11 protein-coding genes and 2 tRNA genes are annotated in these 13,769 nt (G+C 72.2%); 3 read left to right on the top strand and 10 right to left on the bottom strand.

What is annotated here, in order from left to right:
• Nucleotides 1-34: 34 nt before the first annotated feature.
• Nucleotides 35-766, bottom strand: a complete 732-nt coding sequence (locus tag ACH4F6_RS08395) for a hypothetical protein (RefSeq protein WP_397959119.1) — start codon at nt 764-766, stop codon at nt 35-37.
• 192 nt (nt 767-958) lie between these two features.
• A complete protein-coding gene (leuS, locus tag ACH4F6_RS08390; protein ID WP_397959118.1) occupies nt 959-3,829 on the bottom strand; it encodes a leucine--tRNA ligase in 2,871 nt (956 codons plus the stop codon).
• A gap of 438 nt (nt 3,830-4,267) precedes the next feature.
• Here leuS and ACH4F6_RS08385 point away from each other — a divergent pair, with 438 nt between their 5' ends.
• Nucleotides 4,268-5,569: a cytochrome b/b6 domain-containing protein gene (locus ACH4F6_RS08385; RefSeq protein ID WP_397959117.1), complete on the top strand. Its 1,302-nt coding sequence runs from the start codon at nt 4,268-4,270 to the stop codon at nt 5,567-5,569.
• Nucleotides 5,566-7,176, top strand: a complete 1,611-nt coding sequence (locus tag ACH4F6_RS08380; RefSeq protein WP_397959116.1) for an NADH-ubiquinone oxidoreductase-F iron-sulfur binding region domain-containing protein — start codon at nt 5,566-5,568, stop codon at nt 7,174-7,176. The genes ACH4F6_RS08385 and ACH4F6_RS08380 overlap by 4 nt, the downstream gene beginning before the upstream one ends.
• Before the next feature lie 158 nt (nt 7,177-7,334).
• Here ACH4F6_RS08380 and ACH4F6_RS08375 read toward each other — a convergent pair.
• The 4 genes from ACH4F6_RS08375 to ACH4F6_RS08360 form a co-directional block, all read right to left on the bottom strand.
• Nucleotides 7,335-7,407 (bottom strand) — tRNA-Ala (locus ACH4F6_RS08375).
• 134 nt (nt 7,408-7,541) lie between these two features.
• Nucleotides 7,542-7,775 (bottom strand): hypothetical protein, encoded by a 234-nt coding sequence (locus tag ACH4F6_RS08370; protein WP_003976229.1) that lies wholly within the window; start codon nt 7,773-7,775, stop codon nt 7,542-7,544.
• Nucleotides 7,776-7,778: 3 nt separating this feature from the next.
• Entirely contained in the window at nt 7,779-7,952 is a 174-nt protein-coding gene (locus ACH4F6_RS08365; protein WP_397959115.1) for a hypothetical protein, read from the bottom strand.
• 69 nt (nt 7,953-8,021) lie between these two features.
• Entirely contained in the window at nt 8,022-9,386 is a 1,365-nt protein-coding gene (locus ACH4F6_RS08360) for an MFS transporter (RefSeq protein WP_397959335.1), read from the bottom strand.
• A 208-nt stretch (nt 9,387-9,594) separates the two neighbouring features.
• Between ACH4F6_RS08360 and ACH4F6_RS08355 the strand changes: the two genes are divergently transcribed.
• Nucleotides 9,595-10,476: a helix-turn-helix transcriptional regulator gene (locus ACH4F6_RS08355; protein WP_397959114.1), complete on the top strand. Its 882-nt coding sequence runs from the start codon at nt 9,595-9,597 to the stop codon at nt 10,474-10,476.
• A 70-nt stretch (nt 10,477-10,546) separates the two neighbouring features.
• Here the strand turns inward: ACH4F6_RS08355 and ACH4F6_RS08350 are convergent.
• From ACH4F6_RS08350 to ACH4F6_RS08335, 4 genes are all read right to left on the bottom strand, one after another.
• Nucleotides 10,547-10,619, bottom strand: a tRNA-Ala gene (locus tag ACH4F6_RS08350).
• A gap of 173 nt (nt 10,620-10,792) precedes the next feature.
• Nucleotides 10,793-11,467 (bottom strand): histidine phosphatase family protein, encoded by a 675-nt coding sequence (locus ACH4F6_RS08345; RefSeq protein WP_397959113.1) that lies wholly within the window; start codon nt 11,465-11,467, stop codon nt 10,793-10,795.
• Nucleotides 11,464-11,907, bottom strand: coding sequence for a ribosome silencing factor (rsfS, locus tag ACH4F6_RS08340; RefSeq protein WP_397959112.1), 444 nt, complete (start codon nt 11,905-11,907; stop codon nt 11,464-11,466). Before rsfS ends, ACH4F6_RS08345 begins: the two co-directional genes overlap by 4 nt.
• Nucleotides 11,908-12,016: 109 nt before the next feature.
• Nucleotides 12,017-13,768 (bottom strand): LCP family protein, encoded by a 1,752-nt coding sequence (locus ACH4F6_RS08335; protein ID WP_397959111.1) that lies wholly within the window; start codon nt 13,766-13,768, stop codon nt 12,017-12,019.
• Nucleotide 13,769: the final 1 nt, after the last annotated feature.

Here is a 13,769-nt window from a genome sequence, read left to right as displayed (position 1 = left end):
CGGGCGTCGCCCGTCGGCGGGATCGTGTGCGGCGTCAGGTGGTGGTCTCGGGCCGGGGCTTCTTCTGCCAGGGGTAGGTGGGGCGCGGCCCGGGCGGGGTGATGGCGGGCCGGTCCGGCTCCCGCGCCGCGCTCTCCGCGGTGCGCGCGTCGGCGCTCTTCGGCCAGGTCTGCTCTTCGGCGGCCGGTGTCCCGGGCCACGGAGGCGTCGGGGCGGTCTCCGGGCCGGTCCAGTGGCGCAGGGCGCCCGCCTCGACGTCGATCTGGGCGCTGAGGGTGTCCAGGTCCTCGTCCGCGAAACGGCGGGCGCGGTCCCGGGCCGCCCAGCGCAGCGAGTCCGCCGAGGCCGTGATGCGCTCCGTGCGCTCCCGCAGGGAGGGCAGCCGCTCGGCGAGCGTGGCCCGGTCGGGCTCGGACTCCAGGCGCCTGAGCTCGCCGTCCAGCTCGTGTCCGTGCGCGCTGAGGCGCCGGAAGAGGCCGAGGGACTCCTTCAGCGACTCGTCCTCGGCCGCGCCCGCCTGCAGCGCGTCCTGGGTGGCCCGCATCGAGGTGCGCAGCTTGAGGCGGAGCTGGGCGATCTCGCCGGCCGGCCCCGGCTGGGCGAAGGACTTGGCCCGCAGGGTGTGGTCCTCGACCGTACGGCGGGCGCTGGTGAGGGTGCGGTCCACGCTGCGCTTGGCGGCGCCGACCACCTTCACCGTGGCGTAGGCGCCGAGCGCCAGGAACAGCACGAAGAGCAGGGCGACGACTGCGATCACTGCTTCCACGGGCTCCTCCTCCGGAAACCGGCTCCGGCACACCGCGCGCCGCTCCTCAACCGTAAACGAGACGGGCAGGCCCGAAGTTCCAGAAGAACCCCGAACCTGCCCGTAGGGGACTACCCCGACCACCCCGACGGCCCCCGCCACCGGCCCCCCGCGGTCCGCGAGGGGGGCGTTCGAGGGGCCGTCGAGAGGCGTCTACGCCGGAACGATGTTGACCAGCTTGGGCGCCCGCACGATCACCTTGCGGATGCCCGCGCCGCCCAGCGCCCTGACGACGTTCTCGTCGGCCAGCGCCGTCTTCTCCAGTTCCTCGTCGGAGATGGCCGGCGACACCTCCAGCCGCGCCTTGACCTTGCCCTTGACCTGCACGACGCAGGTCACGGTCTCGTCCACGACGTAGGCCGGGTCGGCGACCGGGAAGTCCTGGTGGACGACCGAGCCGGTGTGGCCCAGCCGGCGCCACAGTTCCTCGGCGATGTGCGGGGCGAGCGGGGCGACCAGCAGCACCAGTGCCTCGGCGACGGACCGCGGCACGGCGGCGCCCGCCTTGGTCAGGTGGTTGTTCAGCTCGGTGATCTTGGCGATGGCGGTGTTGAACCGCATGCCCTCCAGGTCCCCGCGCACCCCGTCGATCGCCTTGTGCAGCGCCCGCAGCGTGTCCTCGCCGGGCTCGGCGTCGACGACGGTGACCGCGCCGGTGTTCTCGTCGACGACGTTGCGCCACAGCCGCTGCAGCAGGCGGAACTGGCCGACCACCGCGCGCGTGTCCCACGGCCGGGAGACGTCCAGCGGGCCCATGGCCATCTCGTACAGGCGCAGCGTGTCGGCGCCGTACTCGGCGCAGATCTCGTCCGGCGTGACCGCGTTCTTCAGGGACTTGCCCATCTTGCCCAGCAGCCGGGAGACCTTCTCGCCCTGGTAGTGGTAGGCGCCGTCGCGCTCCTCCACCTCGGCGGCCGGCACCGCGATGCCGCGGCTGTCGCGGTAGACGTAGGCCTGGATCATGCCCTGGTTGAACAGCTTGTGGAACGGCTCCGCGGAGGAGACGTGCCCCAGGTCGTACAGGACCTTGGACCAGAAGCGGGCGTACAGCAGGTGCAGCACCGCGTGCTCGGCGCCGCCGACGTACAGGTCGACGCCGCCGTGCGGCATGCCCTCGCGCGGGCCCATCCAGTACTGCTCGATGGCCGGGTCGACCAGCTCCTCGGAGTTGTGCGGGTCCAGGTAGCGCAGTTCGTACCAGCAGGAACCGGCCCAGTTGGGCATGGTGTTGGTCTCGCGCCGGTACTTCTTCGGCCCGTCGCCCAGGTCCAGGGTGACGTTGACCCATTCCTCGTTGCGCGACAGCGGCGTCTCGGGCCGGGTGTCCGCGTCGTCGGGGTCGAAGGTGCGCGGCGAGTAGTCCTCGACCTCCGGCAGCTCCAGCGGCAGCATCGACTCGGGCAGCGCGTGGGCGATGCCGTCCTCGTCGTAGACGATCGGGAAGGGCTCGCCCCAGTAGCGCTGGCGGCTGAACAGCCAGTCGCGCAGGCGGAAGTTGACGGTGCCCTCGCCGATGCCCTCGCGCTCCAGCCACTCGGTGATGCGCGCCTTGGCCTCGGCGACGCCCAGGCCGTCCAGGGAGATGCCGGCGTTGGAGGAGTTGATGATCTTCGCGTCGTACGACCCGAAGGCGTCCTCCCACGTCGAGGTGTCCGTGCCGCGGCCGTCGGTCGGCTCCACGACGCAGTGGATCGGCAGCTCGAAGGCGCGCGCGAACTCGAAGTCGCGCTGGTCGCCCGCGGGGACGGCCATGATGGCGCCGGTGCCGTAGCCCATCAGGACGTAGTCGGCGATGAAGACGGGGATGCGCTCGCCGTTGACCGGGTTGGTGGCGTACGCGCCGATGAAGACGCCGGTCTTGTCCTTGGCCTCGGCCTGCCGCTCGACGTCGGACTTGGAGGCGGCCTGCGCGCGGTAGGCGGCGACGGCCCCGGCCGGGGTCGCGTGGCCGCCGGTCCACGCCTCGCGGGTGCCCTCGGGCCAGGCGTCCGGGGTGAACTTCTCGACCAGCGGGTGCTCGGGCGCCAGCACCATGTAGGTCGCGCCGAACAGGGTGTCCGGGCGGGTGGTGAAGACCGTGATGCGCTCGCCGTCCACGGGGAAGTCGACGCGGGCGCCCTCGGAGCGGCCGATCCAGTTGCGCTGCTGCAGCTTGATGGCCTCGGGCCAGTCCAGCGCGTCCAGGTCCTCCAGCAGCCGGTCGGCGTACGCGGTGATGCGCATGTTCCACTGGCGCAGCTTGGCCTTGAAGACCGGGTAGTTGCCGCGCTCGGAGCGGCCGTCGGCGGTGACCTCCTCGTTGGCCAGCACGGTGCCCAGGCCGGGGCACCAGTTGACGGGCGCGTCGGAGGCGTAGGCCAGGCGGAACCCGCCCAGGACGTCGGCGCGCTCCGCGGCGTTCAGCTCGCTCCACGCGCGCGTGTGGCCCGGCACGGGGCGCTCACCGGACTCGAACTGCGCGATCAGCTCGGAGACCGGGCGGGCCCTGCGGGCCTCGTCGTCGTACCAGGAGTTGAAGATCTGCAGAAAGATCCACTGGGTCCACTTGTAGTAGTCCGGGTCGATCGTGGCGAACGACCGGCGCTTGTCGTGGCCCAGGCCCAGCCGGCGCAGCTGGGCCTTCATGTTCTCGATGTTGGCCTCGGTGGACACGCGCGGGTGCGTGCCGGTCTGCACGGCGTACTGCTCGGCGGGCAGGCCGAAGGCGTCGAAGCCCAGGGTGTGCAGGACGTTGTGGCCCGTCATGCGCTGGAAGCGCGCGAAGACGTCGGTGGCGATGTAACCCAGCGGGTGGCCGACGTGCAGGCCCGCACCCGAGGGGTACGGGAACATGTCCATGATGAACTTCTTGGGCCGCGCGACCAGCTCGGGATCGCCCGCCAGGTCGCCCTTCGGGTTCGGCGCCGCGTAGGTGCCCTCGGCGTCCCAGACGTCCTGCCAGCGTGCCTCGATCTCGGCCGCCACGGCGGCCGTGTAGCGGTGCGGCGCGGCCGCCTCGGCGGCAGCGGGGTTCATCTCGCTCATGATCCTCAAAGCTCCATCGATCGTCTCTGCCAGCGGCTGTCACACCCGGGAAACGAAAAATCCCCTCGCACAGGAGGGGACGCCGCGCCGATTCCGACCCGTCCGGTCGTCCGGCGGTCGGGACTGATCAGCGCGGCCCGCCAAGCAGAAGGCGTACGGCACGCATGGCCTCAGGGTACCGCAGCCCTTGAGCACGCCGCGACGCGCTTCCGTATGCCTGGTCGACGCGGTGCCGTCCGGCACCGGCACGACCAGAACCGAGCCCATCTTGAATGTGAGTCAAGGATTACTTCGCGTAACAGCCACTAAAGGGACATCGCATCATCCCTCTCGTCCTTTGATAACAACGCAATAACTCAAACCTCGTACCCGCCGGTAGAGAGCCACTTAGAGTTCGGCAGCGGGACCGCCTTCCCGAAACTGCTCGGAGTTGCCCCCATGAACCCTCTTCTCAGCAACAGCTCGCTCCCCAGGCCCGGCCGCTCGGCCTACGGGGTGGCGTCGGCTGTCGTTCTGCTGCTCATACCCATCGTCGTGCTGTTCGGAGGCGACCAGCTCCAGGCGTTCCTCAACTTCGGTGCGGGCGTCCTGTCCCTGGTCTGCCTGACCTGCTCGGTCATCTGGGGCCTCGTCGCCCAGGACCGGCTCATCCTCAACACGCGTCAGCGGATCATCGCGCAGGGCGTCCACCGGGTGACCGCCGTCGGCTCGATCGCGTTCCTCCTGGTGCACGTCACCATCAAGCTGGCGCTGGAGCACACCGTCCTGATCGCCGCCCTGATCCCCTTCAGCCTGGGTGTCAGCGGCAGCGCCGGACTCATCGGCCTCGGCTCCCTGGCCGGCCTGCTCATGATCTTCGTGGGCATCACCGGCGCGCTGCGCAACCAGTTCGCGTCCCCGGCGCCGGTCGCGGCGCGCTGGCGCGCCATGCACATGCTGGCCTACCCGGCGCTGTGCGCGGCGCTGATCCACGGCCTCTTCGCGGGGCGTGCCGCGAAGCCGTTCTTCGTGGTGTCCTACGAGCTGTGCCTGGCCGGTGTCATCGCGGCCCTCGCCCTGCGCGCCGCCCCGCGCCCGGTCAAGCGCAAGGTCGCCGACCGCATCGCCGCGCTGCTGGGCAACCCGGACCGCTCCGCCGCGGAGGGCCTGGAGGCGTCACGCGCGCGCGTGGCGGAGGCCTCGTCCTCGCTGCCCGGCTACGGGAGCCGTCCGTCCCGGACGTCCCCGGCCGGCCCGGCGGGCTCCCCGCGGACGGGCCCGTCGGCGTCCTCCCGCTACGACGCCCCCGCCGCCCCGGAGTCCGCGAACGGCTTCGCGGCCGCCTACCGCGCCGTCTCCACGCCCCCGCCCGGGCAGCAGTCGTTCGCCGCCGGCCAGACCGCGCGCATGGACCTGCCGTTCGACGTGCAGGCCACGGAGGCGATGCCCCGGGTCGACGGCGGCGGCAGCACGTCGGGCAGCTGGCCGATCCCGTCCCCGCCGCCGGTCGGCGAGGCGCCCCAGTCGGTCTACGACCCCCTCCAGGACACCGGATTCACCATCCCGGCCTACGGCAGCACGGGCACCGTGCCGTACGCCGGAGGTGATGTGTACGACACCGGTGAGACGAACGGGCAGTACGGCACGTACAACTCGAACGACACGTACAACAGCGGTCCCGCCGAACCATCGCCCGGAGCGTCCTTCGACGCCCCGGGTTCGGGCGAACCTTGGAACACGCCTTCCGGAGGCTATAGGTGAACGAGGCCCTGCCCGACGTCCCAGAAGTCCGCGTGGTCGGTCTTCCGCAGCTCACGTCGGGCTTCGACCTTGTCGAGAGACTGGACCTGCCCATGCACCTGAAGGTGCACGGGCCGCTCGAACCCATGGGCGGGGAGAAGCTCGCCCAGCTCTCCGAGCGCATCAACCTCAAGGGCCGCGGCGGCGCGGGCTTCCCCTTCCACAAGAAGCTGCGCTCGGTCGCCGACGCGGCGATCAAGCGCGGCGTACGGCCGGTCGTCGTCGTCAACGGCAGCGAGGACGAGCCGGCCTGCCGCAAGGACACGGTGATGATCAACCGTGCCCCGCATCTCATCCTGGACGGCGCGCTCCTGGTGGCGGAGGCGCTGGGGGCCCGCACGCTCGTGGTGGGGGTCACCCGCGAATCGACCCAGCGCTCCATGGAGGCCGCCCTGGCCGAACGCGGTCTGAGCAACGGCCGCCGCTCGGCGCTGAAGGCGTTCGTCCAGCGCAACCCGGTCCGCATGGTCACCGGCGCCGCCGCCTCGCTGATCCGTTCCATCGACGGCGGCCCGGCGATCCCGCCCGGCCGCAAGACCAGCGCCTCCCAGAGCGGCGTCGGCGGCGCGCCGACCCTGCTGTCCAACGCCGAGACCTTCGCCCAGCTGGCCATCGCCGCCCGCATCGGCCCGGAGCGCTACGGCAACACCGGCCTGTACGACGAGCCGGGCACCGTCATGCTGACGGTCTCCGGCGCGGTCGCCCGTCCGATGGTGATCGAGGTGCCCACGGGCGTCCCGCTGCGCTACGTCCTCCAGCTGGCCGGCGCCCCGCCGGTCCCGCAGGGCGTGCTGACCGGCGGCTACCACGGCAAGTGGATCGACGCGGCGACGGTCAACGAGGCGATCGTCTCGCGCAACTCCCTGGACGCGGTGGGCGGTTCGCTCGGCGCCGGCGCGATCCTGCCGATCAGCCAGGAGACCTGCCCGCTCGGCGAGTCGCTGCGCGTGGCCCAGTGGCTCGCGGAGGAGAGCGCCGGCCAGTGCGGCCCCTGCTACCTCGGTCTGCCGGCCGCGGCGCGCGGCATGGAGGACATCCTCAACGGCGGCGGACCGGCCGCCCTGGAGGCGCTCAAGCAGGTCGCCAAGAACGTCAAGCGGCGTGGCGCCTGCTCGCACCCCGACGGCTCCGCGATGTTCCTGGAGTCGACCGTCAAGGCGTTCACGGACGACCTGGCGGCACACGTCCTCGGCAACGGCTGCGGCCGGCCCGTGGAAGGCGTCCTGCCGCTCTTCGAGGGCGGCAGGGCCCCGGCGGGCATCCCGGGCGGCGGAGAGTCCGCGGACACCGGGGACAGCCGTCAGAAGATCTTCGTCGACTGGACGCTGTGCCGCGGTCACGGCCTGTGCGCCGACATCCTCCCGGAGGTGTTCCAGCTCGGCGCCGACGGTTTCCCGACCGTCGCACAGGCGAAGGTGCCGCGCTACGCGGAGGCGAAGGCGCTGCGCGCGGTGCGCCGCTGCCCGGCGCTGGCGCTGCGCATCGAGGAGGACACGCGCGCGCAGGCGCCCTCCCGCAACCTCCCGGTCCTCTCCCAGGGCCGCGGCCGCCGCGCCCTGGGCCGCTGAGCCGGCACGACGACGGGGCCGCCCGGAGCGGGGCGGCCCCCCTGCGCGTCCCCGGTCCTCCGGCGCGCTCACGGCCCTGCGACCGGGTACGGGCGTACGACCGCGTACGGACACACGAAAAATCCCGCCGGATCATTCCGATCCGGCGGGATCTGCTGTGGAGCTAAGGAGAATTGAACTCCTGACCTCCTGCATGCCATGCAGGCGCTCTACCAACTGAGCTATAGCCCCTCGCGGCCAAGCGGTGAAGCCGCTTGTCGGCCTTTTCCTCCGGGTTTCCCCGGCGGCGACGCCAACATTACACGGTCCTGGGGGTGGACCACCAAATCGTTTCCGTTCTGTCCGCTTTGCCGCGGAAAGTCAGGTCAGGCCGTCACGAAGGAGTAGAACCGTTTGAGCGTGCAGTGCTCCTCCAGGAGCCGGCCGTAGATCGGCTCGCCCTCCAGCTCCCGGTACGTCTCGATGGGGTCGCCCTTTATGATCAGCGCCCGCGCGCATTCCTCGCACCAGTACTGGTAGTCGGGGTTGACCGGCTCCATGTCGCGCACGATCGGGGTGCCGCTGCCGCACCAGTCGCACTTCCGCCTGTGTGCACCCATCGATCAGCTCCAGCTGTGGCCGCAGGCCGTGCACACGTAGGAGATCCCGCCGTTGTCCCCGAGGACCTGGGCGACGAAGGCGGAACCGCAGGAAGGGCAGCTGAGCCGGGTGGCCGTTCCCCGCCTCAACGCTGCTTCGGAGAGGTGACCGACCTCGCCGAGGATGCTCGCAGGCATCGCTACTCCCTCCCGTCGGGTCGCGCCCCCTTCCGGCCGTTTGATTCTGCCACGGCCGGGCCGATACGGTCAGCGACGCCTCAGTACCAGTCCGGACACGGCACCCGTCGCGGCTGTCGCAGCGAGCGCGAACATGCATGTGAGAAGCGCTTCCGCAGAGGTATACGCCTGCGGGGCCCCCAGTGACTCAAGCCGGTGGAAGAACAGTGTGCCGAAGACCGCGACGCCGAGCAGCTGACCGATCTGGGTGACCGTGGCGAGCAGCCCGCTGGCGTCCGCCGCGTCCTCGGTGCGCACGGCGGCCAGGGCGCGGGTGAGCGTCGGGCTGAAGGCCAGCGCGAGCCCGGCGCCCACGCCCGCGTACGCCCCGTACAGCCAGGCCCCGCCGTGGCCGCCGCCCTCGAAGGCCAGGCCCACCGCGGCCACGGACAGGGCGGTGAGCGCGAACCCGGCCGGGACCAGCGCCCGCTGCCAGGCGGCGGGCCAGGTGCGCCAGGTCAGCCCGACCGCGCCGAACACGATCGCGGTCGGGGCGAAGGTGAGCCCGGCGCGCAGCGCGCTGTAGCCGAGGCCTCCCTGGACGTGCAGGGTGAGCACGAAGAGGAAGCCTCCGTTGACCGCCATGACGGCCATGACGCGCAGGACGGCGAGCCCCATGCCGGGGTGGCGCAGGACGCGCGGCGCGATCAGCGGTGCGCCGCCGCGCCGGGCGAGACGGGACTCGTAGCCGCAGAACAGGGCGAACAGGAGCGTGCCGGCCGCCAGCGAGAACCAGGACCACAGCGGCCAGTCCGCCTCCTGCCCGAGCACGAGCGGGACCGTGACGAGGGACACGGCGGCCGCGAGCAGCACCAGGCCGGGGACGTCCAGGCCGCGCGCCTTCTCGCGCTCCGTCGCGCCGCCGCGGGGCAGCACGCGCCGGCCCACGACCAGCAGGGCGAGGCCCACGGGCACGTTGACCAGGAAGACCGGCCGCCAGCCGCTGCCCAGCAGGTCGGCGCTGACCAGGACGCCGCCGAGCACCTGTCCGGCCGCCGCGCCGACGGCGAGGACGGCCGAGTAGGCGCTGAGCGCCCGCGCCCGGGCCTCACCCGTGAAGGTGCGCTGGATCAGGCTGAGGACCTGGGGGATCATCACCGCCGACCCGGCGCCCTGCACCAGCCGGAAGACGATCAGCTCGGTGCCGCCCCGCGCCAGCCCGCAGGCGAGCGAGGCGGTGGTGAAGAGGGCGAGTCCCACGAGGTGGACGCGGCCGTGGCCGAACCGGTCGCCGAGCCGCGCGCCGGTGATCAGCAGCACGGAGTACGTGATGGCGTAGCCGGCGACGACCAGTTGGAGGTCGGCGCCGGAGGCGTGCAGGTCGGAACCGATCGTGGGGGCCGCGACGTTCACGATGAAGACGTCGAGCAGTGCCATGAACTGGGCGGCGAGCACGACCGGGAGCAGCAGCCGGGACCGGTTGTCGGCGCCGGGGGCCTCACCGGCGGCGGGAGCGGGCGGAGAGGGAACAGCTACGGGATCCGGGCCCGTCCGGGGGGTCGTCGTCATGCCGTCGAGCGTGGCGGGACTCCGGTACGGGTGCCGAGAGCCCGTCGATGCTGGTACTGACAGCACCTGGCAGGGGCCGGGCGGGGGATCGACCATGGGGGACGTGACGATGGGGACGAGGAGTCGGGCGGGCACGGGGCGGGCGGCGACGGTCCAGCGGCGCCGGACGGAGCTGGCGGCCTTCCTGCGCAGCAGGCGGGCGCGGGTGACACCGGCCGACGTTGGGATGCCGCCGGGGCTGCGGCGGCGCACTCCCGGGCTGCGGCGCGAGGAGGTCGCCCAGCTCTCGGGCGTGGGCGTCACCTGGTACACGTGGCTGGAGCAGGGCCGGCCGATCAACGCCTCGGCGCAGGTCCTGGACGCCGTGGCGCGCACGCTGCGGCTCGATCCGCCGGAGCGGGAGCACCTCTACCACCTGGCCGAGGTGCCGTGCACGCCCCAGCCGGAGGCGCTGGTGCAGAGCGTGGGGCCGGAGATCCAGGGCATCATCGACGCGCTCGCGCCGCGTCCGGCGGTGGTCTACAACTCGCGCTACGACATCCTCGCCGCCAACCCCGTCTACCGGTACCTGTTCATGACCCCGTCGAAGGCCTCCTCACGGGCGTCGGCCAACGCGCTGTGGACGCTGTTCACGGCGGACGAGGAGGAGTGCCCGCTGCTGTACCGGGAGACGGAGCTGCCGGTGATGGTGGCGACCCTGCGGGCGGCCTACGGGCTGCACGCCGGGGAGCCGGTGTGGGAGGACTTCATACGCCGGCTGTCCGCGGCCAGCCCGCTCTTCGCGCGGCTGTGGGCGTCCGGTGACGTGGCGGAGCCGGGCCGCCGCGTGAAGGTCTTCCGGCACGCGGCGGTGGGCGAGCTGCGGATGTCGTCGATGTCGTTGTCGATCGACGGCATGCCGGAGTGCCGGATCGTCGTCTACACACCCGACGACGAGGAGACGGCGCGTCGCGCGGAGCTGCTGCGCCGGAAATGAGAGATCCCGCCCCCTGGGGGACGGGATCTTCTCGAACCGATCTTCGACCACTCAACGGAGTGGCGATCAGTGGAGCTAAGGAGAATTGAACTCCTGACCTCCTGCATGCCATGCAGGCGCTCTACCAACTGAGCTATAGCCCCTTGCTCCCACGCGGCGGAGCCGCATGGTGTTTCGCCCCGCTCGGCGGGGCGAACAAGAAGAACTTTAGCCTGCGACCTGCCGGAAAGTGAAATCCGGGTCCCGGCCCCGTCGCCGGACCGTCTGCCGGGCGCCCCCGGGCGTCCGGCCGGCGTCCGGTGCGCCCGCTCGGCGCTCAGTCGTCGTCGCCCAGGACCGGCTCGGGCAGGGTGCCGGCGTTGTGCTCGAGCAGGCGCCAGCCGCGGGCGCCTTCGCCGAGGACGGACCAGCAGCAGTTGGAGAGGCCGCCGAGGCTCTCCCAGTGGTGCGCCTCCAGACCGAGGAGGCGGCCGATGGTGGTGCGGATGGTGCCGCCGTGGCTGACGACGACGAGCGTGCCGTCCTCCGGGAGCTTCTCGGCGTGCCGCAGGACGACGGGGGCGGCCCGGTCGGCGACCTCGGTCTCCAGCTCGCCGCCGCCGCGGCGGACCGGCTCGCCGCGCTTCCACGCGGCGTACTCCTCGCCGTACCGGGCGACGATCTCCTCGTGCGTCAGCCCCTGCCAGACGCCCGCGTAGGTCTCGCGCAGCCCCTCGTCGTGGGCGACCTCGAGGCCGGTGAGCGCGGCGAGCTCGGCGGCCGTGCTCGCGGCCCGGGACAGGTCCGAGGCGACGATCGCGTCGGGCTTGAGGGAGGTGAGAAGCCGGGCGGCGCGGCGGGCCTGGGCCACGCCGGTCTCGGTCAGCTCGACGTCCGTGGTGCCCTGGAAGCGGCGCTCCACGTTCCAGGAGGTCTGGCCGTGTCTCCAGAGGATGACCCGGCGGCCGCGGCCCGGTGTGCGACCGGCGGCGGCCTGCGACGGCGCGCTCACCGCAGGTCCCCGAAGCCGGCGGTGTCCCCCTCGGCCTGCAGCTTGGCGTGCTCCGCGGCCTTGCCGCGGGTGGCCTTGGCGTCCTCGGGAAGGTCGAGCTCGGGGCAGTCCTTCCACAGGCGTTCCAGCGCGTAGAAGACGCGCTCCTCGCTGTGCTGGACGTGCACCACGATGTCGACGTAGTCGAGGAGGACCCAGCGGGCCTCGCGGTCGCCCTCGCGGCGCACCGGCTTGGCGCCGAGCTCCTTCAGCAGGCGCTCCTCGATCTCGTCGACGATCGACTTGACCTGGCGGTCGTTGGGGGCGGACGCCAGCAGGAAGGCGTCCGTGATCGACAGCACGTCGCTGACGTCGTAGGCGATGATGTCGTGCGCGAGCTTGTCGGCGGCCGCCTGCGCGGCGGTGGTGATGAGCTCGAGGGAACGGTCGGTGGCGGTCACTGCGTGGCTTTCCGTCGGCGGTCGTTTGACCTCAAGGGTCTCACGGACCGCCGACGGCACCCGAGGTGCTGAGGGGATCACCCGCCATGACCGCCTTAAGGCGGGGCCGCTAGGAGGCCGAGGGCTCGTAGTCCCGGCCCAGGACGACGGCGACGTCCGCGTTGGCGGCGACCGTCCCCTTCTTCACGGCGTCGGTGGGCAGGCCCAGGGTCTTGGCGACCTCGGTGGCGTTCTCCTTGTCGGCGGCGTCCGCGTAGAGCACCTCGGACGCGGACTGCGTGCCGGACGACGTGCCGCCCTCCAGGAAGGTGAAGCCGCCGTTGAGGAGCACCACGCGCGCGTCCTCGGTGTCGGCCTCGGTCCCGCCGGCGTTCTGGACGGAGACGCTGACGGCGGCGTCCTTGTCGGGGCTCTTCGCGGTGCCGCCGAGGATGTCCTTGACCACGCTCGCGCCGGCCTCGGCGCTGAGCGTGCCGTCGGCCTGGACGGGCAGCAGGGCGGTCTTGTAGTCGCCGCCCTTGGCGAGGTCGGCGAGCCCGGCGAGGAAGGCGCCGAGGTCCTTGTCGGTGAGGGAGGGGTCGAGGATCTGGGCCAGGGTCTGGACGGTGACCGTGGCGCCCTGCGCGTCGGAGGACACCTTGCGCAGCACGGCCTGCATGACCTGGCCGAACCGCTCCAGCTGGGCGTTCTGGGCCTCGCCCTCGGCGCGGTGGGTGGCGTAGGCGACGGCCATCTTCCCGCTGAGGGTCTGGTTCTCGCCCTTGCTGACGAGAGGGGCCTGGCCCTTCTTCTTGGCGTCCGGGTCGGGGACGGCGGTGTCGGTGTCGACCTCGATGTTGCCGACGAGGTCGACGAGGTTCTGGAGGTAGGGGGTGTCCAGCCGCCAGGTGCCCTCGATGTCGGTGCCGAGGACGGTGTCGAGCGCCTCACGGGTGCCGGCCGAGCCGTCCTCGTCGACGGACTTGGCGAGAGTGGTCGTGGTGCCGTCGTCGGTGGTGACGACGAGGGAGTTGGGCAGCAGGACGCTGGTGCCCTGCCGGGTGGTGGTGTTGTCGACGAGCAGCACCGTGGAGGTGCCGCCCTGAGCGGTGTCGTGCAGGTGGACCACGATCACGTCGCGCTTCTGGGCGGCGCCGGCGGTCGTGGTGCCGGTCGCCTCGGAGTCCGACGAGGACCGGCCCGGGAGCTTTCCGGCGTACCAGAGGTAGCCCGTGCCGGCGATCGCGGCCAGGACGAGGACCACGGCCAGGGCGACGAGCCGGCTGCGGGCCCGGCGCTTGGCCTCCTCGCGGCGCTCGGTGCGGTTCTCGGTGAAGTTCAGCCAGTCGATGACGTCCTCGGAGTCCGCGTCGGGCTCCTCGACGAAGGCGAACTGCTCGGTGCGGTAGTCCCGTTCGGGCTCGCCGGAGGCGTCCCGGTCCGCCGCCGGGCTCGCCGCCGCGCCCTCGGCCGGTCCGGCCTGCTGCGGGATGTGGGCGGTCTGCTCGGCGACGCGGGGCTGCTGCCCGCCGACGGCGGTCTGCCCGTACGGGTCGTACGGGGCCGCGGTCCCGGCGCCGCCCTGCCGGGCGTAGCCGCCGGTGCCGTAGGGCTCCTGCACCGGGGCCTGCCGGCCGGTGTCGTACGGGTCCTGCACCGGGGCCTGCCGGCCGGTGTCGTACGGGTCGTAGGCGGGCGTCTGCTGCTGTCCGGCCGTGGCGTACGGGTCGTAGCCGTAGGTCTGCTGCTGCCCGTACGGGTCGTAGGGCTGCTGCGGGACCTGCTGGGGCGGGACCTGCCGGTACACCGGCTGCCCGTATTCGTCGTAGCCGACGAGTTCGTACGGGTCGTTCCCGTAGCCCGCGTCGTATCGGTCGTTCACC

It is taken from the genome of Streptomyces sp. NPDC017936 (assembly GCF_044328485.1).
Lineage (GTDB): Bacteria > Actinomycetota > Actinomycetes > Streptomycetales > Streptomycetaceae > Streptomyces.
The sequence above is the reverse complement of the archived record's forward strand: the minus strand, read 5'-3'. Positions and strand labels throughout refer to the sequence as shown.